This window comes from Sinorhizobium meliloti (assembly GCF_017876815.1).
GTDB lineage: Bacteria > Pseudomonadota > Alphaproteobacteria > Rhizobiales > Rhizobiaceae > Sinorhizobium > Sinorhizobium meliloti.
The window spans coordinates 2,069,979-2,095,518 of record NZ_JAGIOS010000001.1 but is presented as its reverse complement, the minus strand read 5'-3'; the positions used below and the strand labels follow the sequence as shown (position 1 = coordinate 2,095,518).

Below are 25,540 nucleotides of genomic sequence, written 5' to 3'. Positions count from 1 at the left end.
AGAGCGGACGCCCGCCGGCACCCGCGCATTCGCCTGCAAAGTGTGCTTCTGTCATAATCCGGGTTGTTAGCAGAAACCAGCCTGTTTTAACAATTGGTAGGCTTGAATAACCGCCCGAAAGCGGTCTTCCGACCCCCTGTCTCCGCCATTTGCGTCGGGGTGGTGCTTCTTGACGAGCTCCTTGTATGCCGCCTTGATGTCGGCGGTCGTCGCCGAGGCCGCGAGCCCCAGCGTCTCGAAGGCCTTCGCCTCGAGCGTCTTCAGCTTGCGCAGGCGCGGCTCGTGCCGCGCCTGGCGGGCGCGCGCCTCGTTGAAAAATCCGAAAGGATCGCGCATGCGCGCCTGTGCGCCCGCGGTGCCGGAGCGCATCTGCGACTGTGTCGGGCCGTTGCGGGCGCTCTTGTTGACACCGACCGTCCAGGTCGGACGATGGCCGGTCACCGCTTCCTTCTGGTAGCGGGCGATCTCGGTGTCGGAGAGGCCGGAAAAATAGTTGTAGCCCTTGTTGTACTCCTTCACATGCTCGAAGCAGAACATGAAATACTCGCCCTCGGCATTGCGCCCGACGGGTGCCCGATGAACTGCCGTCTTGTCGCAGCCATCCCATTGGCACACCGGCGCAGACGGCTCCACGCGCGCTTGACCCCGGGGGCGCGTTCGGATGCGGTCGAAATATTTTGAATCGAGCTTCATGACGCACATTATGGGGTTTGCAGAGGGCCACAACAAGAATTGACAAAACGGAATGTTACTGGCTTTGTGCGGGCATTTTGCATTGCATGGGAGATGCTGCCGCCTGGCTCCGCCCCTTGCAGCAAAACAGGGAAATGGGACTGAAGACATGTCGCTGCAACGCCGCATCGAAGAGAAGCTCACGCAAGCCTTCCACCCCGAGCGGCTGATGGTGATCAATGAGAGCGACCAGCATGCCGGTCACCAGCCGGAATTCGACGGCGGCGGCGAAACGCATATGCGCGTTCGCATCGTTTCGAGCGCCTTTACCGGCATGAGCCGTGTGGCGCGCCACCGCGCCATAAACGATCTGCTGAAGCCGGAGCTCGATGCCGGCCTCCATGCCTTGGCGGTGGAACCGGCTGCGCCAGGGGAAGCGACGCGCTGGTGAACTGCCCTAGGACCTGTGGACACTTATGGATAGGGATTTGACGGCCCAAATTGCGAGGGACTTTCGTGGAAAATCCGGCGCCGCAGGCCGTCCGCCTGCAAGCCGGATTTTTCGCGACAAGGCACCGCAATATGGGCCGCCCGAAGGGTTTTGCACAAATCGCCCACTGCCGGCGGCTTTTCCCTTGCAAAGGGGACAACCCTTTGCTGCGGAAAAATCCTTGGCATTGACCGATTTGTGCGAAATCAAACCCCTATCCATAAGTGTCCACAGGTCCTAACCCACCTGCCCCTCGTCCTCGGCCGCGCGGATGCGCAGCTTGGTGATCCGGTTCTTCACCCGCTTCATCACGGTAAAACGCTTGCCGTAGAACGTGAAGGCCTGCCGTTCCTCCGGAATGCTCTTCGATTCATGGATCACGAGGCCGGCAACCGTCGTCGCCTCCTCGTCCGGCAACGACCAGTCCAGCGCCCGGTTGAGGTCACGGATCGGCACGGAACCATCGACGACGATCGAACCATCGGCCTCCTGACGTACGCCCTGGATGTCGATGTCGTGCTCGTCGGCAATGTCGCCGACGATCTCTTCGAGAATATCCTCCAGCGTGACGAGCCCCTGCACCTGGCCGTATTCGTCGACCACGATCGCAAGATGCAGCTTGCGGCGCAGGAAGGCGTTGAGCTGGTCTTTGAGATTGGTCGAATCCGGAACGAACCAGGGTTTCTGCGCAATCTTGACGATATCGAGCGTCTCGGGCTCCACATTCGGCTCCGCGAGCGCCCGGAGCAGGTCCTTGGAATGGACGACGCCGATGATGTTGTCGGCCGAGCCGCGCCACAACGGCAGGCGTGTAAACGGACTTTCGAGGATCTCGCGCACGCAGGTCTGGGGCGGATCATCCGCATTGATCGCCCGCATGCCGGTCCGGTGGATCATGACGTCGGAAACTTCGAGTTCGCCGAGATCGAGCACCCCGCCGAGCCGGTCGCGGTCCGCCTTGATGACCGACCCTTCGCGGTGGAGCAGATTGACCGCGCCGCGCAGTTCCTCATGCGCGGTGAGCATCGGCAGGTCGGAAGAAAGATTGATGCCGAAGAGGTGCAGGATGCGCCTGACAATTGCGTTGACGAGGGAGGATATCGGACCCACGACGGCAACGAAGGGGCGAACCCAAGGCGCAACCGCCAGCGCAAACCGGTCCGGCGACGCGATCGCCCAGCTTTTCGGCAGGACCTCGGAGAAGATGACGAGCAGTACCGTCATGGCGACGGTGGCGATCGCCACGCCCGAATCGCCGAAGAGGCCGATCAGCAGGCTCGTCGTCAGCGACGAGGCCAGAATGTTGACGAGGTTGTTGCCGATGAGCAGCGTCCCGATCAGACGGTCGCGACGCTCTATCAGCCGGGTGACCATGCCGGCCCGCTCCTCGCCGTTGTTCTCCAGCGTATGCATCCGCGAGCGCGAGGCCGCGGTCAGCGCCGTCTCGGAGCCGGAGAAAAAGGCTGAAATAACGAGAAGGCAGATAACGGAAAGCAGCGACAGCCAGTATTCCGTAAGAAAGCCCAGGAGCACATCGGTCATCGCGGATGCTTTTCCGTAAGAAAGCTCAACACCTCCGAGGAGGGCACGTCGTCCGCCACGAAGGACTGGCCTATGCCCCTCGTAAGGATGAAGGTGAGCTTGCCTCCCTTCACCTTCTTGTCCTGGGCGATCGCCTCCATCAGCCGATCGGCCGGTGGCAATGCACCGGGAATGTCGGCGAGGCGCGTCGGCAGGCCGACGGTTTTCAGATGGGCCTCCACCCGCCGCGCATCGTCGGGGCTCGCAAGATTCATCCGGGCTGAAAACTCATGCGCCAGAACCATGCCGATCGCAACGCCCTCTCCATGCACCAGCCGCTTGCTGTCGTAATCGGTGGCGGCCTCCAGCGCATGACCGAAGGTATGGCCGAGGTTGAGGAGGGCGCGACGTCCGTTTTCGCGCTCGTCCGCGGCAACGACGTCAGCCTTTGCCTGGCAGCTGACGGCAATCGCCTCGATCCGGGCGGGTCCGCCTGCAAACACCGCCTGCCAGTTTTTCTCGAGCCATTCGAAGAACTCCGGCTTGTCGATAAGGCCGTATTTCGCGACCTCGGCATAGCCTGCGCGGAATTCGCGCGGGCTCAGCGTGTCGAGCGCGGCAGTATCGGCGAGGACGAGGTCGGGCTGATGGAAGACGCCGATCAGGTTCTTGCCATGCGCCGAATTGATCCCGGTCTTGCCTCCGACCGAGGAATCGACCTGCGCCAGCAGCGATGTCGGGATCTGGATGAAGCGCGAACCGCGGCGGACGATACCGGCGGCAAAGCCGGTAAGATCGCCGATGACGCCGCCGCCGAGCGCGATCACCGCGTCGTTGCGCTCGATTCTGGCGCCGAGGATGGCTTCGCAAACCGGGATCAGGTGCTCGAAGCTCTTGGTCTTCTCGCCTGCCGGCAGGATGAGGGAGACGGCCTCGATGCCGCTTTCCCCGAGGCTCGCCATCAGTGGTTCGAGATAACGCGGCGCGACGTTCTCGTCGGTGATGACCGCCATCTTCCGGCCCTTGAGCCGGGAAGCGATCTCCTTGCCTGCCGCGGCGATCAGACCGGGGCCGATGAGGATATCGTAGGAACGCTCTGCGAGATCGACGCGGACCTTGCGCTCGGCGGTTGGCATCACATGGCTGGTCATGGCTTCAGGCTTTCTGATGATCGGCGATGGCGGCGAGAACCTCCTCGACCATCGCTTCCTTTTTCACATCGCGCGAGAGAACGGTCAGGTCCGCCTCGGCATAGATTGGGTAGCGCGCGCGCATCAGGTTCTCGAGCGTCTGCTTCGGATTCTCGGTCTTCAGAAGCGGCCGGGTGTCGCGCTTGTTTACCCGCTCCCATAGCACGTCAAGCTCGGCGTTGAGCCAGATCGTCAGGCCGCCCTTCTTGATATGCCGCCGCGAGCGCTCGTTGATATAGGCGCCGCCGCCGGTCGACACCACCCGCGGGCCGGACCTGAGCAGGCGCTTCAGCACGCGGGCCTCCAGCGCCCGGAACTCTTCCTCGCCGTAGGTCGCGAAGAGATCGCTGACCGTCATGCGCGAGACCCGCTCGATCTCGTGGTCGGAATCGACGAAAGGAACGCCGAGCGCCTGGGCGGTCAGCCGACCGATTGCCGATTTACCTGCCCCCATCAGGCCGATGAAAACGAGATTGCGCTTACCGAGAGTGCGCTTCGCCCTTTCGGCCAGCGTCGCGGAAACCGGTTCGGTCACATCGTTCATTGCGCTTCAAATTCCCCATTCCTCTCCGGTATCGACAAATCGGGGGGGAGCGTCAAGCCGTCGCCACTGCAGATCAGGGCCTACCTACTCGCCAGACATGATTGCTTCGTAATCCTGCCCGCCTGAAAACACGCGCAGAATATCTACGCGATTGTCCGGCAGTTCGTAGGCGATCAGAACACGTCGCCAAAGCGGGAAGATAAACAGGTTCGGCCGCAAATCCGGTCTTCCACGGCCCATCAACGGCGTCTCGCAGAGGTTGCGGCAGGCTTGTTCGATCTCTGCGACGTAGCTGCGGGCGCGACGAGGATTATCGGCGGCGACAAACCAAAATGTCTCCTCTAGATCGGCGAGCGCCGCCGGCGTAAAGACGAGTTCGCGGCTCACGACTTGGCAGTCTTCTCTGCCTCGGTCAGAAGACGGTCAAAATGAGCCGAAACCTCGGCGCTGCCATGGCGTGCCGGATCGTTGGCAGCGGCATCGAGGCTAGCGCGGATGGCATCAAGGCGATGCCCGCGTTCCTGTTCGCGCTGCTGCCACAGTCGCAATGCCTCACGGATGACTTCGCTGTTTGAGGCGTAAGCCCCGTCCTCGACCCGGCGGCGCACCATGCGCGCCATGTCGACCGGCAGACTGATACTGAGCTTTTCCGTTTGCATGGCACATTCCTCTACTACTACTTGATACTACCGCTTCCCACCTGTCCGATTCAATGATTTTCGGCGCCTTCGCTTGGACGTGCGGACCGGCGGCCTTTGCGCCTGATTAGACGCGCGGCGCTGCAAGGATCGGGGGCCGGCTTCTTGCACTCTTGGTCGGCGCCGTTCATATAGTTCACGCACCCGCTGCAGCGTTCATATTGGACGCGCTACAGCGTTTCGAACGGCTGCATGGTCCGCCCGCGAAAAGGTCCGGTTTTCCGGCGCCATGCAGAGGAGACTTGAATGCCCACCCTCTTCCGCTTCCTGTTCATCTGCGCCGTCGCGGCCGGCATGGTCTATGGCACGATGGTGGCGCTCGTCACTTTCGTCGACCCGGTTGAGCGGGACGTGACGGTGCGCATTCCCTCCGAACGGGTCAACAAGCCGAAATGACGGATATGTCCGCAGCCTACGTCGAAGCCTTCCTGGAAATGATGAGCGCCGAGCGTGGAGCGGCGGCGAACACGCTGCAATCCTACGAGCGCGACCTCGAGGACGCGCGTTCCTTCCTGCGCTCGCGCGGCACCGGGCTCACCGACGCCTCGGCCGACGATCTCAGAAGCTATCTCTCCCATCTCGCAGGCCAGGGCTTCAAAGCGTCGTCGCAGGCGCGGCGGCTCTCGGCCCTCCGGCAATTTTACAAGTTCCTCTATGCGGAGGGGCTGCGCACGGACGACCCGACGGGCATCCTCGACGCGCCGAAGAAAGCCCGCACCCTTCCGAAGACCCTCAGCATCGAAGACGTCACCCGGCTGATCGGCCAGGCGGAAGCGGAGGCGAAATCCGGCAGCGACGACGTGATGGCGAAATTGCGCATGCACGCGCTGATCGAGCTCCTTTATGCGACAGGCATGCGCGTCAGCGAGCTCGTGTCGCTGCCGGCGAGCGTGCTTGCACAGAACGGGCGTTTTCTCATCATTCGCGGCAAGGGTAACAAGGAAAGGCTCGTACCGCTGTCGCAGGCGGCGATCCGCGCCATGCGGGCCTATGGGGAAGCACTGCAGGAAGAGAGTGCGGACAGCCCCTGGCTGTTCCCCTCCAATGGCAAGTCCGGCCATCTGCCGCGGCAGGTCTTTGCCCGCGACCTCAAGAGCCTTGCGGCACGGGCAGGCATCCGGGTGGCAGCGATTTCGCCGCACGTGCTGCGCCACGCCTTCGCCAGTCATCTGCTCGCCAACGGCGCCGACCTTCGTGCCGTACAGGAACTGCTCGGCCATTCAGACATTTCCACGACACAAATCTATACGCATGTGCTGGAAGAACGGCTTCACGACCTCGTGCAAAACCATCACCCCCTTGCCAAACAGGCGAAAAAACAGGATTAGGTCCGCCTGACGGTATGGCTTGGCAGGGCGGCCCTTGTCGAAAAACGATCGGAAACGCGTCTGATGCACAATTATCTCGACTTCGAAAAACCCATCTCTGATCTCGAAGGCAAGATTCTCGAACTGAAGAAGCTCGCCAGCGAAGACGAGAGCGTTAACACATCAGACGAGATCGCCCGATTGGAAGGGCGCGTCCGCGATGCGATGGTCGAGATCTATTCCAAATTGTCCCCCTGGCAGAAGACCCAGGTCGCTCGCCACCCCTCGCGTCCGCATTTCCTGGACTATGCCTCGCGCCTCTTCACCGAGTTCACGCCGCTTGCCGGCGACCGGAATTTCGCCAATGACGACGCGATCCAGGCGGGGCTTGCCCGCTTTCACGGCACGCCCGTCGCCGTCATCGGCCAGGAGAAGGGCAACGACACCAAGTCGCGCATCAAGCACAATTTCGGCAGCCCCCGACCCGAGGGCTATCGCAAGGCGACGCGCATAATGGAGATGGCCGACCGTTTCGGCCTGCCGCTGATAACGCTGGTCGACACGGCAGGCGCCTATCCGGGCGTCAACGCCGAGGAGCGGGGCCAGGCCGAGGCGATCGCCCGCTCGACCGAAATGTGCCTCAACGTCAAGGTGCCGATCGTCACCGTGGTGATCGGCGAAGGCGGTTCGGGCGGCGCGATCGCGATCGCGACCGGCAACCGCGTCTACATGCTGGAGCACGCGATCTACAGCGTGATCTCCCCGGAAGGTGCGGCCTCGATCCTCTGGCGCGACTCGACGCGCGCCAAGGAGGCCGCCAGCAACATGAAGATCACCGCCGAAGACCTGAAGTCGCTCGGCGTCATCGACGGGATAATCCCGGAGCCTGTCGGTGGAGCCCACCGTGACCCGGACGCGGTCATCAGCCGCACGGAAACCGTGATCGGCGACGCTCTCAAGGAGCTTTCCGCACGCAATGGCGACGAATTGCGGGCCGACCGGCGGCAGAAATATCTGAATATCGGCCGTAACCTCTGATTACGGCTCCGGCCCGAGCCGTTCCAATCCGAACCATTGCGATTATTCCCTGACGTCAGCAACCGGAAATCGGACTGTGGCCAAATCTTGGCCATATTCATGAGGTCATGAGAGATGGCCATTCGCAGGGGGCGCCTGCACGGTTAAGATTTCGTGAAGAATAATGACGTACTGATTCGTTGACGCCTGTCCTTCGTGGAACCGGCGTGCACGGATAGAATGTGGCTAGAACGGGCTTTTGCCGATGCGTTTCAGGAACCTTGTCCTCACCGCCGCTGTCGCAGCCGCTCTTGCGGGCTGCACCAACGAGACGCTCGATTCGGTCAACCTGTCGTCCGTCAAGAACAAGACCGAGTACCAGCTTTCCAGCAAGATGGTCAGCAAGATGCGCGAGCTGGGGATGCAGAAGACGTCCGCGATCCTGTTGCGCATCTTCAAGGAAGAAGGGACGCTCGAAGTCTGGAAGGCGAACACGGCGAACCGGTTCCAGCTTCTGAAGAGCTACAAGATCTGCGCCTGGTCGGGAAAACTCGGGCCCAAGATGAAGGAGGGAGACCGGCAGGCGCCGGAGGGATTCTATCCGCTCTATCCGAACCAGATGAACCCGAATTCGAGCTACTACCTGGCGATCAACACGGGCTATCCGAACACCTACGACAAGGCCAACGGCCGCACCGGCACGCATCTGATGATCCACGGTGCCTGCTCTTCGGCCGGCTGCTATTCGATGACGAACGAGCAGATCATCGAGATTTTCGCGCTCGCCCGCGACGCGTTCAAGGGCGGCCAGGAAAGCGTGCAGCTTCAGGCCTTTCCCTTCCGCATGACGGCGGAAAACATGGCGCGCCACCGCGACAATCCGAACATCGAATTCTGGAAAATGCTGAAGGCCGGCTACGACCAGTTCGAAGTGACCAAGCGCCCGCCGGCAGTGAATGTCTGCGAGAGGAAATACGTCTTCAATCAGCAGGCCGCGGGGCAGTTCAATGCGGCCGGCCAGTGCCCTGCCATGACGACGCCGCCGGCGCTGCAGATGGCGATGGCCAGCTACGACAAGGACTACCGGCGCGACTACGAGAAGGCATTGAAGAAATTCGACGGCATGGTCTGGTATGAGCCGACCGAGGCCGAACGCAAGGCGGTCGTCGCCGACCAGCGCAAGGGCCGCGAGCTTGCCTATGCGCCGACCGGCACCTCGCTCGATGCGGGCAAGCTGCTCAAGGTAAGCGATCTCGAGAAGAAGCTTGCCGAACAGAAAGAGGCCGAGGAAGCCAAGCAGGCAACCTTGATCCAGAAGGAAGCGCTGGAAAAGGCGGCCCGCGAAGGCAAGGGCCTGCCGGTGCCGCAGGCCAACCCGCTCGAGCGCCCCGTGGAGCAGGCAGCGGTGCAAGCCGAGCCCGCGAGGAAGTCGCTCTGGGGTCTGTTCTCTCGCAGCGAGCCCGCGGCCGCGCCGGCCGCACCCGCCGCCGAGGCTCCCGCGCAGCAGGGCGCAGGCCAGCCGGCCGCTCAACAGCCCGCACCGGGCCAGCCGCAAGCCGCCGCCGGCGGGCAACAGGCAGCACCGCCGGCGCAGGACAATGCTCAGGTTGCCGCCGCTCCCGCCGGGAATGCGCAAGCGCCGGCACCCGAACAGCAACCCGCCGAGCAGCCGAAGAAGCGCCCGTTCTGGAAACTCTGGGGCAATTGATGCCCGAGGAAGCGAGGCTACGCTACGATCTGAGGGGGCTGAAATGCCCCCTTCCCGTTTTGAAGACGCGCAAGCGAATGGAAAACCTGACGCCCGGCGCTCTCATCGAGATCGAAACGACCGACCCGCTGGCCGTGATCGACATTCCGCATTTCTGCAACGAGGACGGGCATCGGCTGGAGCAGGCCGAGCCGATCGCAGGCGGACATCGTTTCCTTATCCGCAAGCGGTGTAGCTAACCAAATTAAAGCACTCCCGCGCCTTCGGATCGGTCACAGCCAGTTCTCGACCCTTACACCCGGCATGCGGACGAACTCGCGTATATTGTTGGTCACGACAATCAGCCCTTCGCTGCGCGCATGCGCGCCGATCTGCATGTCATGAGGGCCGCATGGCGTTCCCGTCCGCTCCAGTTCAGCCCGAACCTGCCCGTAGTGGGCCGCTGCCTTGTCTGCGAACGGCAGCACCTCCAGCCGTGCCACGAAATGTTCGATAGCCGTAAGGTTCTCAACGCGCCGGGCCGATTTTTCGGCGCCATAGTGTAATTCTCCCAGCGTGATGCTCGATATGCAAAGCTGCTCCGCCAGTCCGTTGAACTTTTCGCGCACGGCCGGCGGATAGGTCTTCATCACATAGATGCAGATATTGGTATCGAGCATATAGGTGAGCATCAGAAGGATTCGCGTGTTTCCGCCACCGGCTGATCACGCTCGCTCATGAAATCCTCGCTGACGCGCGGCCCGCTGAGGAACAGATCGTCCCATCTTTTGCCCTGGGGGACGATCACGCGGCTGCGGCCGATCTTGAGGATATCGACCTGATGCACGCCCTCGGGAAAGGCGACGGCCTTTGGCAGCCGCACCGCCTGGCTACGGTTACTGATGAATACGGTCGAACTGGCCAAGGTCCATTCCTTTTTGCCATATACGAGTGGGATATACGTAGCGCTGAGGGACCTGAAAATCAAGCCCCCGGCGAGCAGGGGGTGATGAAGAAAGCCCGGCCGGAGGCCTCAGAACTTCATCCCCGGCACCGCCAGGGGGTTGTCCGCGAGCGCCTGCGCGTCCGGTCGATCGACGCGCGGCTTGCCGGTGAATGCGTCGAAGAGGTCGCGCACGAATGCTTCGTCCAGGCCTTTGGTGATCAGCACCATTCGCGTCCGGCGATCGGCCGGATCCGGCCAGGCGGCAAGCCGCTCCGGCGCGTGAAAGACCGTCTGCACGCCGTGCAGCACCACCGGCCGCTCCGGATTGTCGGCGACGGAAACGATAGCCTTCATGCGCAGGAGCTTTTCCCCATGGGCCGAGCGCAGGAGGTCGATGAACATCTCCAGCGCCATCGGTTCGATCGGCCGATCATGCACGATGCTGAATGAGCGAATGTCCGAACCATGACGATTGACGTCGTGATGATGGTGATGGTGCCCATGGCCGTGACCATCTTCGTGGTGGTGGTCATGAACGTGGCCGTGGCCGTCCGCATGGGCCTCGTCCTGGAGCCAGCGGCCGACATCGGCGACCTTGGTCGTGGCGTCGTAAAGACCGCAGGCGAAGAGATCGGCCCGGCCCGCCTCTTCCGTGTCGCCGTCGATGATCGGCGCGCGCGGGTTGAGATCCCTGAGCCGCGCCTCGAGCCTGCCGACACCATCATCTTTGGCGAGCCCGCTCTTGCTGATCACCAGCCGGTCGGCCACCGCGACCTGCTTCATGGCTTCCACATGATTGGCGATCGTCTGCTCGCCATTGACCGCATCGACGACGGTGACGACTCCGTCCAGCCGGAAATTCTGGGCAATCACGGGATTGCCGAGGACGGATTGCAGCACCGGTGCCGGATCGGCAAGACCGGTGGTTTCGATGACGACGCGCTTCAGCGGCTTGATGCGGCCGGTCTGCATCCGGTCCATGAGATCGGCCAGCGTATCGACGAGTTCGCCGCGCACGGTGCAGCACAGGCAGCCGTCGGAAAGCTCGATGACGCCGTCACTCGACGCCTCGACCAGGAGGTGGTCGATGGAGACATCGCCGAATTCGTTGATGATGACTGCCGTGTCGGCAAGCGCCGGATCCTTGAGCACCCGGTTCAGAAGGGTCGTCTTGCCCGCGCCGAGAAAGCCGGTGAGGATCGAGACCGGCACCACCCGCATTGGACCGTTCATGAAAAGACTCCGTTCAGAAGCTCGGGCGCGGGACCGGAATCGGCACATTGGCGATCTCGACCGCGTCACCCTGTGCCGTGGCATCGCTGCCGGCTTTGGCCGTCTTGTCGTCGCTGCCGGGTATGAGGCCGGCGAAGGCAAGTTTCAGCGGGCGGTCGATCTCGTGGATATAGGGTGAAAGCAGCTTCTGCCGGCCGGCCTCGTCACGCCCCTCGCTGCGCACCTTCGCCGCCTGCTTCGAGCAGATTTCCTTGCCGATGTCGGCAACCACCCCGCGGGTTTCGCCATAAGGGACGATCTCCGCAAGCGAGGGCTTGCCCGTGCTCACCGTGGTGAAAGCCATCTGCAGGAGCCTGGCCGACTCGTCGGCACGCGCTGCAAGGCTGTCTTCACCGAGCACGACCGATACCACCCTGCGGCCGCCGCGGCTCGCCGAGGAGACCTGGTTGAAGCCCGAGGCGCAAATGAACCCCGTCTTCATGCCGTCCGCGCCATCGAAGCGGCCGATCAGCATGTTGTAATTGGGATAGTCCTTCTTGCCGGTGGTGAAGCCTTCCAGCGCGAAATAGGAAGCATATTGCGGGAATTCGCGCTTCAGCGTGACCGCGAGCACCGCAAGGTCCCGGGCGGTCGTATATTGCCCCTGACCGGGCAGGCCGTTGGGATTGATGAAATGCGACGAGGTCATGCCGATGCGGCGCGCCTCGGCGTTCATCTTCTCGATGAAGGCCTGTTCGGATCCGCCGACCGTCTCGGCGATCGCGACGGCGACGTCGTTCGCCGACTTGATCAGCATCATCTTCAACGCGCTGTCGAGCGTCATCTTCTGGCCGGGCTTGTAGAACATCTTGCTCGGCGGCTCCGAAGCGGCGTTCTTCGTCATGACCACCGGGCTTTGCAGCGTCAGCTGTCCCGCCTGAATGGCCCGGAACGTGGTATAGGCCGTCATGAGCTTGGTCAGCGACGCCGGATACCATCTCTGGAAGATGTCCTGATGCTCGTAGACCTTGAGCGTATCGACGTCGATCACCAGCCGCGGATTGGCCGATGCAGGCAGCGCCGCAGCCAAGAAGACGGCGCAAGCCCCCGCGAGCATGCCCATCCTGCCCAACCTGTCGCCCAACGGGAATCGTGCTATTGCCACAATCCAAACCTCGAAATTCCGGAGTTGCCTCGTATCGTCCCGCTATTTAGCCTATATGGCAAGGAGATGGCAAAGCCCATTCATCTGGCTGCCGCGCCAATCCACCGCCCGGACACTCCGCCGGCGAGACTCCAGCCGGATGCGGAAGCGTCGGGCCTCACGTGCCGAACCAAAGTGAACGAACAGATCGACAGGAACGAACAATGCCGATTCTAAACCGTGCCGCCGAGCTCAAGAACGAAGTGACCGAATGGCGGCGCCATCTGCACCAGAACCCGGAGCTCCTGTTCGCGGTGGAAAATACGGCAGCCTTCGTCGAAAGAAAACTGAGGGAATTCGGCGTTGACGAAATCGTGACCGGCCTCGGCCGGACCGGGGTCGTCGGCCTCATCCGCGGCAATCGCGGCCCGGGCCGCACCGTCGGCCTCAGGGCCGACATGGACGCCCTGCCGATCACCGAAGCAAGCGGCAGGGCCTGGTCCTCGACGGCCCCCGGCAAGATGCATGCCTGCGGCCATGACGGCCATACGGCCATGCTGCTCGGCGCCGCGAAGTACCTCTCCGAAACGCGGAACTTCGCCGGCAATGTCGCGGTGATCTTCCAGCCGGCAGAGGAAGGCGGCGGCGGCGGCAACGAGATGGTGAAGGACGGCATGATGGAGCGCTTCGCAATCGAAGAGGTCTACGGCATGCACAACATGCCGGGGATGCCGGTCGGCCACTTCGGCAGCCGCGCCGGCCCGATCATGGCCTCAACCGATGAGTTCAACATCACCGTCAAGGGCCGCGGCGGCCACGCCGCTCAGCCGCACAAGACGATCGACCCGATCGCCATCGGCGCCCAGATCGTCAACGCGCTGCAGACGATCGCCTCGCGCACCGTCGATCCGCTTGCCTCCATCGTCGTCTCCGTCACCAAGTTCAATGCCGGCTTCGCGCACAACGTCATCCCCGAACAGGCCGTACTCGCCGGCACCGTGCGCGCGCTGACGCCGGAAGTGCGCGACACCGGCGAAGCCCGTATCCGCCAGATCGCCGAGAACATCGCAGGCGCCTACGGGGCCACCGTCGACGTCTGGTACGGCCGCAACTATCCCGTGACGGTAAACCACGCCGCCGAGGCCGGTCACGCGCTTGCCGTCGCCGCCACGATCGCCGGCGAAGGCAACGTCAACGCAGCGCTCGACCCGATGATGGGCGGCGAGGATTTTTCCTACATGCTGCTGGCCCGGCCGGGCGCCTTCGTCTTCATCGGCAATGGCGATACGGCGGGACTGCATCACCCGGCTTACGACTTCAACGACGAAGCCATTCCGCACGGAATTTCCTATTGGGTGAAGCTCGCCGAAACACGGCTTGCCGCCTGAGGCACCGAAAGCGGAGGCGGCCATGCACCAGATCGACAAGACGGACCGGAGAATCCTCAATATCCTGCAGGCGGACGGGCGGATTACCAATCTGGAGCTGGCGGACCGGATCGGGCTTTCCCCGACGGCGACCAGCGAACGCCTGAGGCGGCTTCTGAAGGAAGGTTACGTCTCCGGCTTCGGTGCGCGTCTCGACCCCCACAAACTCGGCTTCGGGCTGTTGGTGTTCATCGAAGTGATGCTCGACAAGACGACGCCGGAGGTCTTCGACCAGTTCGCGGCCGCCATAAAGCAGGCGCCCGCAGTGCTCGAATGCCACATGGTAGCCGGCGGCTTCGACTATCTCGTCAAGACCCGCTTCGAGGACATGGCCGCCTACCGCAATTTCCTCGGTCAGGTCCTCTGGACACTCCCGGGCGTCAAGGAGACCCGGACCTATGCGGTCATGGAAGAGATCAAGAACGACGGGCCGCTGCCGCTGCTTTGAGTAGCGGCAGCGGCCCGCCCAAGCTCAAGCCTTGATCGATTCCATGTCGATCACGAAGCGATAGCGCACGTCGCTTCTCACCACCCGCTCATAGGCCTCGTTGATCTGCTCCATGCGGATCGTCTCGATCTCCGAAACGATTCCGTGCTCGCCGCAGAAATCGAGCATTTCCTGCGTCTCCTTGATCGAACCGATCATGGAGCCGGAAATGCTGCGCCGTGCCGGCACCAGCGAGAAGGCATGGACCGGCACCGGATTCTCCGGAATGCCGACGAGCACCAGATCGCCATCGACCTTCAGGAGGTTGAGATAGGCGTTCCAGTCGATCTCGGCGGCGACCGTGCAGATGATCAGGTCGAAGCTGCCGGCGAGCTTCGTGAATGTCTCCGGATCCTTCGTCGCGTAGTAGTGATCCGCCCCGAGCTTAAGCCCGTCCTCCTTCTTCGAAAGTGTCTGGCTGAGCACCGTGACCTCCGCGCCCATCGCATGGGCGAGCTTCACGCCCATATGGCCGAGACCGCCCAAGCCGACGATCGCCACCTTCTTGCCGGGGCCGGCCTTCCAGTGACGCAGCGGCGAGTAGAGCGTGATGCCGGCGCAAAGCAGCGGTGCGGCAGCATCGAGCGGAAGGTTCTCCGGAATGGAGAGCACATAGCCTTCCTTGACGACGATATGGTCGGAATAGCCGCCTTGGGTCGGGGTTCCGTCGGCCTCGACGCCGTTGTAGGTCACCACGAGGCCCGGCAGATACTGCTCCAGGTCGAGATCACGCTTGGCGCAGGTCGTGCAGGAGTCGACGAAGCAGCCGACACCCACCCGGTCGCCGATCTTGAACCTGGTGACCTGGGAGCCGACTGCCCTGACGATGCCGACGATCTCGTGGCCCGGTACCATGGGGAAGGTCGAATTGCCCCATTCGTCGCGCGCCTGGTGGATGTCGGAATGGCAGACGCCGCAATATTTGATGTCGATCACCACGTCGTCGTCGCGCGGTTCGCGACGCTCGAAGGTGAAGGGTGCGAGCGGCTTCGACGCGTCCGTCGCCGCATATCCTCTTGCAATGGCCATGGGTCTGTCCTTCATGTCTGGGAGTGGCGCGCCCATTGGTCTATGGACCGCAGGCGGCAGGGCGGACTATGCTGTCTCACAAGGCCATTGCGTTAGTGCGATCCTGCAAAACTTTTGCACGATTCTGCGAGAATCGTGGAAGCCAGGTGGCGGGACAGCGCCGACAACCTATCTGCCCCCTGTCTCCGCACGGATCTAAGGTATTGGAAAGTCCACCGAATATGACAGAATCACAGCGCATCCCGCGTCAGGAAATGATCGACATCATTGCCCGGATCGCCGGAGAGGACGGCGATCATCCGACGATTATGCCGGGGCTGAGCGTTCATCGGCATTCCGTTTCCGCGAAGCCGAATTGCGCCGCCTACAAGCCGAGCCTGGCGATCATCGTCCAGGGAGCCAAACGTGTCGTGCTCGGTGAGGAAACCCTCGTCTACGGCGCCTCGGACTACCTTTTGACCTCCATCGACCTGCCGGTTCTCTCTCAGATATCGCTCGCCTCGCCCGAGGAGCCCTATCTCAGCATGGTCTTCCAGATCGATACGACGAGGCTTCCGGCGCTCCTCGACGCCATCGGCCCGGAGGCTGCGAAAGCTCCGGCTTCGCCGCGCGGCATGACGGTCAGCAAGCTCACTCCCGATCTTGAGGACACGGCGCTTCGGCTGCTGCGGCTCCTCGACCGCCCGGACGACATTGCGGTGCTGCTGCCGCTGGTCGAGCAGGAACTGCTTTATCGGCTGCTGCTCGGACCGCACGGCGCCAGGCTCCGCCAGATGGCGACCACGGAGAGCCAGCCGCACCAGATCGGCCGCGCGGTGTCCTGGCTGAAGGAGCATTATTCCCGCCCCTTGCGCATCGACGACCTCGCAAGCCGCGTAAGCATGAGCGTTTCCTCGCTTCATCACCATTTCAAGGCGATCACGGCGATGAGCCCGCTGCAGTACCAGAAGCAGCTGCGCCTGCAGGAGGCACGGCGGCTGATGCTCGAGGAGCGCCTCGATGCCGGCGATGCCGGCCACAAGGTCGGCTATGAGAGCCAGTCCCAGTTCAGCCGCGAATATGCCCGCCATTTCGGCGAGCCGCCGAGGCGCGACGTCGGCCGCGTCCGCCGCAGCCTCATCGGCCGTTCGAGCGGCGAGGTTGAAATGCTGAGCGAGGGTTAAGGCCTGTTGAGATTCGGGATACACGCCGCGGCCTGTTTGATTTCCTCATCCCTGTGCTCGTCACAGGGATCCAGCCAGACCAAGTCCTTGGGCTGAAAGAACTCCTCCCGCGCCGCAGACGCGGCGCTGCTCTCATCTCTGTGACGAGCACAGAGATGAGGGTGAGGAGAGATTGCAGTCTTCCGATAGGTGTCCTACAGCGCCGCGAGTCTTATCAGACGCGCAAAGGTCGCTGTAGCACTTTGATCTGCTGCATGTTTTTGTCCTTTGATCGGCTACGATCAAAGGACACATGCAGCAGGTCGCGCAGTCGGTACTAAGCGGGATGAGGAAAATGCGCGCGGTTTTCCGCCTGGAAGAGCGTAGACGCTCAGCTTCGTTCGATATCACGGCGCAGGACGATCGACGTCGTCAGATCCTCGACATTGTCGAGCTGCGCCACTTCGTTGCGCAGTTCGTTCAGCGCATTGATCGACGCGACCTTCACTTCCACCACGAGATCGAGCTGGCCGCTGACTGAGAAAACGCGCCTGACGGAGGAAAACCCGGCCAGCCGGTCGAGCACGCCGAGCGAGGGCGTCCGCTTCAGCGTCACCAGCAGGAAAGCCTCTATCTGCCCCTCCTCCAACTGGCCGATGTCGGCGCGATAGCCGCGAATGACGCCGGCCTTCTCCAACCGCGCGACGCGCTCGGCCGTCGCACTGCGAGACAACCCGATACGCCCGGCAAGCGACTTCATGGGAATACGCGCCTCGCGGCTCAATATGCTGAGTATCGTTCGGTCTGTCGCGTCGATTTCCTGCCTCCTGCGGCCGGCCAGAGGGACTGCCGGGCGGCTGTCGAGCGGCGCCGGCAAGATGACGGTTATTATAAACAAAGTGCCGGTGCAACCGGCGAAATGCCGGATGCACATGCCGGGCGGGCGTGCAACTCTCGTGGACCAAGAGCGGGGGTCTCCATGAACGACATGCTGAAAACGACGCCGGATTTCACGACCGAGGAAGCGCAGGCCCTCCTTAAGCAGCACTTCGGCGTGGATGGGTCACTTCAGCCGCTGGACAGCGAGCGGGACCAGAACTTCAAGGTCAATACCGGCGAGGGCCGCTGCTACATTCTGAAGATCGTCAACGGCGCCGAGCCGGAAATCGAAAGCGACTTCCAGACAGCGCTGCTGAAGCACGCCGGCGAAAATGCAGGGGACCTGCCGGTCCCGCATTTGCAGCCGACACTGTCCGGTGCGAACCTCGCGGCGACCACGAGGCGCGGGATGGTCCATCGATTGCGGCTGGTCACCTGGGTTCCGGGAACTCCGCTCGCGCAGTCCGATCGCAGCGACGGAGCGCTTCACTCCCTCGGCCGGATGCTCGGCCGCTTCGATGCCTCGCTCAAGGGCTTCATGCATCCGGGCGCACTGCGCGACCTCGACTGGGACATACGCAATGCCGGACGTTCTGCCGGTCGGCTCGCACATGTGGCCGATCTCCAGGATCGTGCTCTTCTCCAGCGCTTTCTCGACCGCTTCGACGAGCGGGTCGCCCCGCGGCTCCCGATGCTGCGCTCCGCCGTCATCCATAATGACGCAAACGACTGGAACGTCCTCATCGACGAGGACGACCGAGACCGCATTTCCGGTATCATCGACTTCGGCGACGCCCTCTACGCACCCGTCATTGCCGAAGTCGCGATCGCCGCCGCCTATGCCGGCCTCGACCACCCCGATCCGATCGGCGCTGCGGCTGCGATCGCCAATGGGTACCATGCCGAATACCCCCTTCTCGAAGAGGAAGTCGATCTCCTCTTCGACCTGATTGCCATGCGGCTGGTCACCTCGGTGACAATCTCCGCATCACGCCGGGCGCATACCGCCGACAATCCCTATCTCGCGATCAGCGAAAGACCTGCCTGGGCGCTACTGCGCAAGCTCGATGCGATGAACCCGCGTTTCGCCACCGCGATCCTGAGAAAGGCCTGCGGTTTCGAGACAGTCGCCGGAGCGCACGCCGTCGCCTCCTGGATCGGCGAAAATCGCAAAAGCCTCCTGCCGCTTCTCGATCGTCCAGCGGCGACCTATCCCGCCGCTCTCGTCCCCTATGGCGATCCGACGCATCCGATGACCGTCAGTTCGGCGGACGGACGGCCGCATGACGCGCGTTCGGTATGGGAAGAGCATTGCCGCACGACCGGCGTCGAGCTCGGCATCGGCCCCTGGGGTGAAGCCCGCACCGTCTATTCGGGTGAGATGTTCGTCTCCCGCCTGATCGAAGAGACCCGCCGCACGCGCCATCTCGGCCTCGACCTCTTCATGGCCGCCGGCACCAAGGTCCATACGCCGCTTGCAGCCACCGTCGCGAGCGTCGAGATCGAGAAGGATCCGCTCGGATACGGTTGCCTTATCGCGCTGCGCCATGAACCCGACGGTTGCCCGCCTTTCCTGACGCTCTGGGGGCATCTTGCCCATGAGGCCGTCGGTCGGCTGAAGGCCGGCGACAGGCTGGAGGCCGGCGCGCTTGTCGGTGAAATGGGCGCACCGGAAGAAAACGGCGGCTGGGCGCCGCATCTGCATCTGCAGATCTCCACCGACACAAGTCTCGCAGCGACGGATATCCTCGGCGTCGGCGAGGAGCGCTATCTAGACGTCTGGGCGGAGCTCTTCCCCGACGCGAGCACATTTGCCGGCATTGCGCGGGAATTCTACGACCAGAGCGGCCGCCCCCACGAGGAGATCATCAGGCGGCGGAAAGAGCTGCTGCTGCCGAACCTGTCGATCTCCTACGAGAAACCGATCAAGTTCGTGCGCGGCGAAGGCGTCTGGCTGATCGACGATCGCGGCCGCGCCTATCTCGACTGCTTCAACAATGTCTGCCACATCGGTCACGCCCATCCCGCCGTGGTGGAGGCATTGGCCCGGCAAGCAGGGACGCTCAACACCAACACGCGCTACCTGCACGACAACATCGTCGCCTATGCCGAGCGGCTGACGGCCACGATGCCGAAGGAACTCGCCGTCGCCGCCTTCGCCAACAGCGGCTCCGAAGCCAACAGTCTCGCCCTGCGCCTGATGCGCGCCCATACGGGCTGCGAAAACGCCGTCGTCTTGGACTGGGCCTATCACGGCACGACGCAGGAGCTGATCGATCTCAGCGCATACAAATTCCGCCGCAAGGGCGGAAAGGGCCAGAAGCCGCATGTTCACGTGGCGGCCGTTCCGGACAGTTACCACGCGCCGGCCGCCTGGCCGCTGGAGGAACACGGCAAGCGCTTCGCCGAAAACGTGGCCGAGCTGATCGCGGCGATGCGCGCCCGAGGCGAAGCGCCGGGTTTCTTCCTCGCCGAATCCATTCCGAGCGTCGCAGGCCAGGTGTTTCTGCCGGACGGCTACCTCAAGGAAGTCTACCGCATGGTTCGGGAGGCCGGCGGCGTCTGCATCGCCGACGAGGTGCAGGTCGGCTTCGGCCGGGTCGGCAGCCATTGGTGGGCCTTCGAGACGCAAGGCGTCGTCCCTGATATCGTCACCATGGGCAAGCCGATCGGCGACGGTCATCCGCTTGCCGCGGTCGTCACCACGCGAGAGATCGCGGCGTCGTTCGACAATGGCATGGAGTATTTCAACACCTTCGGCGGCAACCCGGTATCCTGCGCCGTCGGTCTCGCCGTGCTCGACGTCATCGAAGGCGAGGACCTGCGCCGCAATGCGCTCGATATCGGCAATCATCTTCTCACCGCCTTCCGGACCATGCAGGAGCGCTACGAGGTCATCGGCGACGTCCGCGGCCTCGGCCTTTTCCTCGGCATCGAGCTCGTCAGCGACCGCAGGACCAGGGCGCCGGCGACGGAGATCGCCCGGGCCGTCGCGAACGGAGCCCGCCAGCGCGGCGTGCTGATGGGCACGGAGGGCCCACATGACAACGTGCTGAAGATGCGACCGCCGATGATCTTTTCGAAGCGGGATGCGGATCATCTGATTGCCGTGCTCGAGGAAACATTCGGGGCCGTGCTGGCGCAAGCGGGATAAGCACGAGGTAGAAGCACCACCGAAAAACCAGACAACTCCGGGACGCACGCGTTCCGGAACCCGATAGTTGCGTCTCAAAAAACGGAGGAGAACGGGACGATGAAAACCGGAATTTTGGCATTATTTGCGACGGCGTTTCTTGCCGGCACCACGGCGCAGGCCGCAACCCTCGACGTCGTCAAGCAACGCGGCGAGCTGCGTTGCGGCGTGAGCCAGGGCGTGCTCGGCTTCTCTGCCCCGGACGACAAGGGCGAGTGGTCCGGCTTCGACATCGATTTCTGCCGTGCGGTCGCGGCCGCCACGCTCGGAAGCCCGGACAAGGTGAAATACGTGCCGCTTTCGACCAAGGAGCGCTTCACCGCGCTGCAGTCCGGCGAGGTCGACCTGCTTTCGCGCCAGACCACCTGGACGCTTTCGCGCGACACGGATCTGGGCATGAGCTTCGTCGGCGTGAACTATTATGACGGCCAGGCCTTCATGGTGCGCGGCGATATCGGCGTGAAGAGCGTCAAGGAGCTCTCGGGCGCCTCCGTCTGCACGGAGACCGGCACCACAACCGAACAGAACATGGCGGACTATTTCAGCGCCAACAAGATCGAGTATCAGGTGATCGCCTTCGAAAAGGCGGACCAGACGATCCAGGCCTTCAATTCCGGGCGCTGCGACGTCTATTCCACCGATGCCTCCGCGCTCTATTCGCAGCGGCTGACGCTCAACGACCCTGACCGCTTCGTCGTCCTGCCGGAGGTCATTTCCAAGGAGCCGCTCGGCCCTGCCGTCCGCCAGGGCGACGATCAATGGTTCAAGGTCGTTCGCTGGACGCTCTTCGCGATGATAGAGGCAGAGGAGCTGGGCATCACCCGGGAAAATGCCGCTTCGCTCCTCGAAAGCGGAACCGCCGCACAAAAGCGCTTCCTCGGCATCGACAACGAAGCCGGCAAGGCGCTCGGGCTCGATCCGAAATGGGCCTACCAGACGGTGGCCGCGGTCGGCAATTACGGCGAGATCTTCGAGCGCCACCTGGGCAAGGAGAGCGCGCTCAGGATCGATCGCGGTCTCAACAAGCTCTGGAACAACGGCGGCCTGATCTACGCGCCGCCGGTCCGCTGACCTACCGCATGTTTCCTTCGATCGCAGCCGATCGAAGGACAAAAACATGCAGCACGCGCCGCCGGGAATCCCGGCGGCGCCTTTTTCCTACCATCCCTCTTCGAGCACCCGGCCCAGCATATCGGCGAAGAAATCGGCGCTCTCCCGGGCGAGGCAAAGCGGCGGCTTGATCTTCAGGACGTTCAGATGGTCTCCGGTCGGCTGCATGACGATGCCGAGATCGAGAAGGCGGTCGCAGATCGCCGCGGTTTCCTCGGTGGCCGGTTCGAGCGTTTCGCGGTCGCGGACGAATTCGACGCCCAGGTAAAGCCCCATGCCGTGAACGGCGCCGACGAGCGGAAACCGGTCCCCGAGCGCCTCGAGCCGGCTCTTGAGATGGGTGCCGACCGCGCGGGCATTTTCCTGCAGGGCGTCGTCGTGAAGAATGTCGAGGACGGTCAAGCCGACGACGGAACTCACGGGGCTGCCGCCGGCGGAAGAGAAGAAATAGCCTTCCTTCTCCAGCGCATCGGCAATCTCGCGCCGGGTGATGACCGCGCCCAGCGGATGGCCGTTGCCCATGCCCTTGGCGACGGTGATGATATCGGGCACGACGCCCTGTTGCTCGAAACCCCAGAAATGATGGCCGAGCCGCCCGTAGCCGACCTGCACCTCATCGGCGATGCAGACGCCGCTCCTCTCCCGGACCATGGCGTAGACCGCTTCCAGATAGCCGGAAGGCAACGGAATGCCGCCGGCATTGCCGTAGACCGGTTCCGAGATGAAGCCGGCGAGCTTCCCGCCCTTCTCGTCCAGGTCCGCGAGCTTTCGAGACACGGCGTCGACATAGCCGACCGTCGAATCCTCCCCGCGGAACGGGCCGCGATAGGTGTTCGGCGAGACGACGGGATGGACCCAGTCGGGGCGCGTCGTCAGCGCCTGCGGATTGTCGGCGATCGAGGTGGAAACGGCGTCGCTCGCGACCGTCCAGCCATGATAGGCCTCGAGCAGCGAGATCATGTTGCGCGCTCCGGAATGGGCCCAGGCGAGCCGGATGGCGAGATCGTTCGCCTCGGATCCGCTGTTGACGAGAAAGACAGTGTCGAGCCCTTCCGGCGCAAGCGCCGCAAGGCGCTCCGAAAACTCCGTCACGGCAGCATAGTGGAACCGCGAATTGGTGTTGAGCAGCGACCATTGCCGCCCGACCGCAGCCGACAGGCGCGGATGCCCGTGGCCGACGAGGGTGACGTTGTTGACCATATCGAGGTAAGCGCGCCCCTCGACGTCGAAGAGATGCTCCTTCCAGCCGCGCTCGATCTGCGGCGGCGTGCGGTAATAGTTCTTCTGCGGCCGGGCATAGTGCCGGCGGCGGCGCTCGAGGAGCCCGGCCGCGTCCGGCAAGGCCGCATCGCAATCGAAGCCCAGGATGGGCGAGGGCGACGGGCAAAGCCGGCACCATGCCCCCGCCTGATGCGATGCCGCGAAGGCGGGCGGGTGCAACTCCGGCGTAGTGCAAAGCTGAACGCGCATGAACCCCAGGGCCGACGGATCGCCGGGGACCACGCCGATCCGTGCGCCCGCCTCGAACGCCTCTTCGGCGAGGTCGGCTGCCTCGACGCCGTAAAGATGGAGATGGAGACCTTCGCCCGAGAAGATCAGCTTGCCGCCGCGCTGGTGGAGCCGGCCGGCAAAAGGCGCGTGCACGGCAGTCTGCCCATGCAGGCATAAATCGACGTGCAGGGCGAATGTCCGGGGGGCGCTCGCCTGCAGGAGCCTGGTTTCCGTCAGCCGGTACTCGCCATAGCGCGTGGCCGCGGCACCGGCAGCACGCGCCGCCGATTGCAGGAGCAGGGCTTCGGTGTCTTCGTAATGCCAGCGGTCGGCAGGAAGGTGCGGGCCGAGCGAGGAGAGATCGACGATGCCGATTTCCGAAGGGTCGAGCTCGGGCAGCAGCCGGCGGCCCATCCCGGGCGGAGAAAGCTGCGGCGACCGCTCCACAGCCTCTCCGATCGCATGCTCCATGAGATCGAGAGGGACGGAAACCGCAACGTCGAAGATTTCCCGCTCATGCGCGGCATTGCCTTCGACATAGGCATTTTCCGGATCGACCTCGAGCTGCTGCGCCGTGCTTGCCACGAGAACGCAGGCACGCGCGACGATCAGCGGCCAGAGCGCCTTCAATTCGGCATCCGTCAAAGGGCAGACGGCATGGAACGCCTTCACCGCCGGCAGGATCTGGAAGGGATCACCGCCCGCATGATGCAGCAGCGATGCGCAGGTAACGGCAAGATCGGCGACCACCCACCCTTTCAGCACGTCGCCGAAATCGATGACGCCGTCCGGGATGAGGCGCCCGCTCCTGTCCGCGCGGCTCACGACATTGTCGTCGGTGACGTCCTGATGGATCGCCTGCAGGCGCAGGTCCGGCATCAGCGGCTGAACCCTGCGCATGGCGCCGACCATCGCCTCGGCAATGCGCTTGCGCAGATCGACGTCGCTCATGGCCGAAAGCAGGTGAAGCGCCACCGGCCCTGCCCTTCTGAGGTCCCATTGCAACTCCCGCTCGAGCCCCGGATGATCGAAATCCCTGAGTGCGACCGCCAACCGGCCTGCAACATCGCCGAGTGCCGCCACGGTTTCCACGGCCAGGTGCCTGCGGCGCGTCAGAGGCGTGCCGTCCAGATAGGTGAGCAAGCGGAACTGATAGGTTTCCTCGCGAACGGCTGCGGTAACGATTTCCTCGCCGCTCAGGGCGGACACCACTTCGGGCACTTTGGGAGCATCGGGCCTGGTAGCGACATGCCGCAACGCGGCATTCTGGGCTTCGATCTCAACCCGCGCATATTCGGCTCTCGCGATCTTCAGGACAAAAGGCCCCTCGCTTGTGTCGACGCGGTAGTTGCGGTCCTGCTGGCTGCCGAGTTCGGTGAGATCGCCGGAAAGGCCGTAATGTTGGGCCAGGATTGCCTGCGCCTCTTCGATCGACACGTCCGGCCTCGCAAGCTGCGTGCGGCGCTTCAGCAATTCGTCTTCCATCATTTCCTTCCCGTCTCTGCGATGGTGTCGTTCTTACTGCGAAACACCTTCCAGACGATAGCGCGTGCCCGGATAGGTGAGCCACGCGACCGTTACATTTGCAGCTTCCGACCAGGTCCGTCGACGGATCATCAGGCACGGTTCGCCGCGCCCGATCGAAAGGAGCTTGCATTCCCACGGCTTCGGCAGAACGGCTTCGACGATCTGCTCCGTCCGCGTGATCGGCGCCACCAACGTCAGATAGACGTTCGGGGTCATGCTCGTAAAATCCTGTTCCAGGTAATTGGGGCAGATTGCGGGATTGACGAAACGATCCTCGATCTGGATCGGAACGTCGTCCTCCGCGTGGACGATGATCGAGTGAAAGACCCGCGCTTTCGCCGCAAGCCCGAGCGCCTCCGCGACCTCGGTGCTTGCCTGCTCCTCCTCAAGCAGCGTGATCCGCGAGGTATGCCTGTGTCCGCGCTCGCGAATCTCGTCGGCGATATTGCGCACCTCGAGAAGGGCCGTACTGCCCTTGTGGGCAGCCACGAAGGACCCTACTCCCTGGACCCGCGTGATCGCACCCTCGCTCGCCAGTTCGCGAAGTGCGCGATTGGCGGTCATCCGGCTGACGCCGAGATCGGCGACGATATCGTTTTCGGACGGTACGCGATGGTGCGGCGGCCATTCGCCGCTTTCGATGCGGCTGCGGATGAACTGCTTGACCGCCTCATAGCGCGGTACCGGCCCGTCGTCGAAAACCGCCCTGTCGCTCTTGCGCCCCAATACCGCCATGCGATGCTCCGTTGCGGCCGGGCGCCGCCGGCCCGGCAAATCAGCGATTGTTTTCCTTTATTTCCAACTTGCGCGCCACAACAAAATATCTA

25 protein-coding genes are annotated in these 25,540 nt (G+C 63.2%); 11 read left to right on the top strand and 14 right to left on the bottom strand.

Translation table 11 applies throughout. The features are described 5' to 3' along the window. Positions 1 to 66: 66 nt before the first annotated feature. A complete protein-coding gene (locus JOH52_RS09850) occupies positions 67 to 702 on the bottom strand; it encodes a J domain-containing protein (RefSeq protein ID WP_013844827.1) in 636 nt (211 codons plus the stop codon). Positions 703 to 841: 139 nt separating this feature from the next. On the opposite strand from JOH52_RS09850, the gene JOH52_RS09845 reads away from it, so the two are divergent. Further along, positions 842 to 1,123, top strand: coding sequence for a BolA family protein (locus JOH52_RS09845; protein WP_010970118.1), 282 nt, complete (start codon positions 842 to 844; stop codon positions 1,121 to 1,123). A gap of 276 nt (positions 1,124 to 1,399) precedes the next feature. Here the strand turns inward: JOH52_RS09845 and JOH52_RS09840 are convergent, their stop codons facing one another. The 5 genes from JOH52_RS09840 to JOH52_RS09820 all read right to left on the bottom strand — a co-directional run bounded on the left by JOH52_RS09840 (position 1,400) and on the right by JOH52_RS09820 (position 5,076). After that, the gene (locus JOH52_RS09840; protein WP_010970119.1) at positions 1,400 to 2,704 is read right to left on the bottom strand and encodes an HlyC/CorC family transporter; all 1,305 of its coding nucleotides are present in this window, start codon (positions 2,702 to 2,704) and stop codon (positions 1,400 to 1,402) included. After that, entirely contained in the window at positions 2,701 to 3,834 is a 1,134-nt protein-coding gene (aroB, locus tag JOH52_RS09835) for a 3-dehydroquinate synthase (protein ID WP_010970120.1), read from the bottom strand. The genes JOH52_RS09840 and aroB overlap by 4 nt, the downstream gene beginning before the upstream one ends. Positions 3,835 to 3,838: 4 nt before the next feature. Then, positions 3,839 to 4,417 carry a shikimate kinase gene (locus tag JOH52_RS09830; protein ID WP_003527461.1) on the bottom strand — a complete coding sequence of 193 codons (579 nt, stop codon included), beginning with the start codon at positions 4,415 to 4,417 and terminating at the stop codon, positions 3,839 to 3,841. Between the two features lie 84 nt (positions 4,418 to 4,501). Next, positions 4,502 to 4,804: a type II toxin-antitoxin system RelE/ParE family toxin gene (locus tag JOH52_RS09825; RefSeq protein ID WP_010970122.1), complete on the bottom strand. Its 303-nt coding sequence runs from the start codon at positions 4,802 to 4,804 to the stop codon at positions 4,502 to 4,504. Continuing rightward, complete coding sequence (locus tag JOH52_RS09820; RefSeq protein ID WP_010970123.1) at positions 4,801 to 5,076, bottom strand: type II toxin-antitoxin system ParD family antitoxin; 276 nt, start codon at positions 5,074 to 5,076, stop codon at positions 4,801 to 4,803. Before JOH52_RS09820 ends, JOH52_RS09825 begins: the two co-directional genes overlap by 4 nt. A gap of 285 nt (positions 5,077 to 5,361) precedes the next feature. Between JOH52_RS09820 and JOH52_RS09815 the strand changes: the two genes are divergently transcribed. The 5 genes from JOH52_RS09815 to JOH52_RS09795 all read left to right on the top strand — a co-directional run bounded on the left by JOH52_RS09815 (position 5,362) and on the right by JOH52_RS09795 (position 9,386). Further along, on the top strand, positions 5,362 to 5,511 hold the full coding sequence (locus JOH52_RS09815; RefSeq protein ID WP_010970124.1) for a hypothetical protein: 150 nt from the start codon (positions 5,362 to 5,364) through the stop codon (positions 5,509 to 5,511). Further along, on the top strand, positions 5,508 to 6,443 hold the full coding sequence (xerD, locus tag JOH52_RS09810) for a site-specific tyrosine recombinase XerD (protein WP_010970125.1): 936 nt from the start codon (positions 5,508 to 5,510) through the stop codon (positions 6,441 to 6,443). Before JOH52_RS09815 ends, xerD begins: the two co-directional genes overlap by 4 nt. Positions 6,444 to 6,506: 63 nt before the next feature. After that, entirely contained in the window at positions 6,507 to 7,460 is a 954-nt protein-coding gene (locus JOH52_RS09805) for an acetyl-CoA carboxylase carboxyltransferase subunit alpha (protein ID WP_003527479.1), read from the top strand. A gap of 244 nt (positions 7,461 to 7,704) precedes the next feature. Then, complete coding sequence (locus JOH52_RS09800) at positions 7,705 to 9,147, top strand: L,D-transpeptidase family protein (RefSeq protein WP_014529878.1); 1,443 nt, start codon at positions 7,705 to 7,707, stop codon at positions 9,145 to 9,147. Next, positions 9,147 to 9,386: a sulfurtransferase TusA family protein gene (locus tag JOH52_RS09795; protein WP_010970127.1), complete on the top strand. Its 240-nt coding sequence runs from the start codon at positions 9,147 to 9,149 to the stop codon at positions 9,384 to 9,386. Before JOH52_RS09800 ends, JOH52_RS09795 begins: the two co-directional genes overlap by 1 nt. A gap of 33 nt (positions 9,387 to 9,419) precedes the next feature. On the opposite strand, the gene vapC is transcribed toward JOH52_RS09795, so the two are convergent. The 4 genes from vapC to JOH52_RS09775 form a co-directional block, all read right to left on the bottom strand. Beyond that, positions 9,420 to 9,818 carry a type II toxin-antitoxin system toxin VapC gene (gene vapC / locus JOH52_RS09790; protein WP_013844828.1) on the bottom strand — a complete coding sequence of 133 codons (399 nt, stop codon included), beginning with the start codon at positions 9,816 to 9,818 and terminating at the stop codon, positions 9,420 to 9,422. Beyond that, positions 9,818 to 10,051 (bottom strand): type II toxin-antitoxin system antitoxin VapB, encoded by a 234-nt coding sequence (gene vapB, locus JOH52_RS09785; RefSeq protein WP_010970129.1) that lies wholly within the window; start codon positions 10,049 to 10,051, stop codon positions 9,818 to 9,820. The genes vapC and vapB overlap by 1 nt, the downstream gene beginning before the upstream one ends. A gap of 108 nt (positions 10,052 to 10,159) precedes the next feature. After that, entirely contained in the window at positions 10,160 to 11,305 is a 1,146-nt protein-coding gene (locus JOH52_RS09780; protein ID WP_010970130.1) for a CobW family GTP-binding protein, read from the bottom strand. Between the two features lie 13 nt (positions 11,306 to 11,318). Beyond that, on the bottom strand, positions 11,319 to 12,401 hold the full coding sequence (locus tag JOH52_RS09775; RefSeq protein WP_017267062.1) for a D-alanyl-D-alanine carboxypeptidase family protein: 1,083 nt from the start codon (positions 12,399 to 12,401) through the stop codon (positions 11,319 to 11,321). 251 nt (positions 12,402 to 12,652) lie between these two features. Between JOH52_RS09775 and JOH52_RS09770 the strand changes: the two genes are divergently transcribed. Both JOH52_RS09770 and JOH52_RS09765 read left to right on the top strand, forming a co-directional pair. After that, entirely contained in the window at positions 12,653 to 13,816 is a 1,164-nt protein-coding gene (locus tag JOH52_RS09770; RefSeq protein WP_010970132.1) for a M20 aminoacylase family protein, read from the top strand. 22 nt (positions 13,817 to 13,838) lie between these two features. Continuing rightward, positions 13,839 to 14,303: an Lrp/AsnC ligand binding domain-containing protein gene (locus tag JOH52_RS09765; protein ID WP_010970133.1), complete on the top strand. Its 465-nt coding sequence runs from the start codon at positions 13,839 to 13,841 to the stop codon at positions 14,301 to 14,303. A gap of 24 nt (positions 14,304 to 14,327) precedes the next feature. Here JOH52_RS09765 and JOH52_RS09760 read toward each other — a convergent pair whose 3' ends face one another. Then, positions 14,328 to 15,371 (bottom strand): NAD(P)-dependent alcohol dehydrogenase, encoded by a 1,044-nt coding sequence (locus tag JOH52_RS09760; RefSeq protein ID WP_013844829.1) that lies wholly within the window; start codon positions 15,369 to 15,371, stop codon positions 14,328 to 14,330. Positions 15,372 to 15,592: 221 nt separating this feature from the next. Here JOH52_RS09760 and JOH52_RS09755 point away from each other — a divergent pair, with 221 nt between their 5' ends. Further along, positions 15,593 to 16,534, top strand: coding sequence for an AraC family transcriptional regulator (locus JOH52_RS09755; RefSeq protein WP_010970135.1), 942 nt, complete (start codon positions 15,593 to 15,595; stop codon positions 16,532 to 16,534). 370 nt (positions 16,535 to 16,904) lie between these two features. Here the strand turns inward: JOH52_RS09755 and JOH52_RS09750 are convergent, their stop codons facing one another. Next, positions 16,905 to 17,447 (bottom strand): Lrp/AsnC family transcriptional regulator, encoded by a 543-nt coding sequence (locus tag JOH52_RS09750; RefSeq protein ID WP_003527502.1) that lies wholly within the window; start codon positions 17,445 to 17,447, stop codon positions 16,905 to 16,907. 45 nt (positions 17,448 to 17,492) lie between these two features. On the opposite strand from JOH52_RS09750, the gene JOH52_RS09745 reads away from it, so the two are divergent. Together JOH52_RS09745 and JOH52_RS09740 are read left to right on the top strand one after the other, a co-directional pair. After that, positions 17,493 to 20,546, top strand: a complete 3,054-nt coding sequence (locus tag JOH52_RS09745) for an aminotransferase class III-fold pyridoxal phosphate-dependent enzyme (RefSeq protein ID WP_010970137.1) — start codon at positions 17,493 to 17,495, stop codon at positions 20,544 to 20,546. A 99-nt stretch (positions 20,547 to 20,645) separates the two neighbouring features. After that, on the top strand, positions 20,646 to 21,656 hold the full coding sequence (locus tag JOH52_RS09740; protein WP_013844830.1) for an amino acid ABC transporter substrate-binding protein: 1,011 nt from the start codon (positions 20,646 to 20,648) through the stop codon (positions 21,654 to 21,656). A gap of 87 nt (positions 21,657 to 21,743) precedes the next feature. Here the strand turns inward: JOH52_RS09740 and JOH52_RS09735 are convergent, their stop codons facing one another. Together JOH52_RS09735 and hutC are read right to left on the bottom strand one after the other, a co-directional pair. Then, positions 21,744 to 24,674 carry an aminotransferase gene (locus JOH52_RS09735; protein ID WP_014529882.1) on the bottom strand — a complete coding sequence of 977 codons (2,931 nt, stop codon included), beginning with the start codon at positions 24,672 to 24,674 and terminating at the stop codon, positions 21,744 to 21,746. A 30-nt stretch (positions 24,675 to 24,704) separates the two neighbouring features. Next, on the bottom strand, positions 24,705 to 25,448 hold the full coding sequence (hutC, locus tag JOH52_RS09730; protein ID WP_003527510.1) for a histidine utilization repressor: 744 nt from the start codon (positions 25,446 to 25,448) through the stop codon (positions 24,705 to 24,707). Between the last annotated feature and the right edge of the window lie 92 nt (positions 25,449 to 25,540).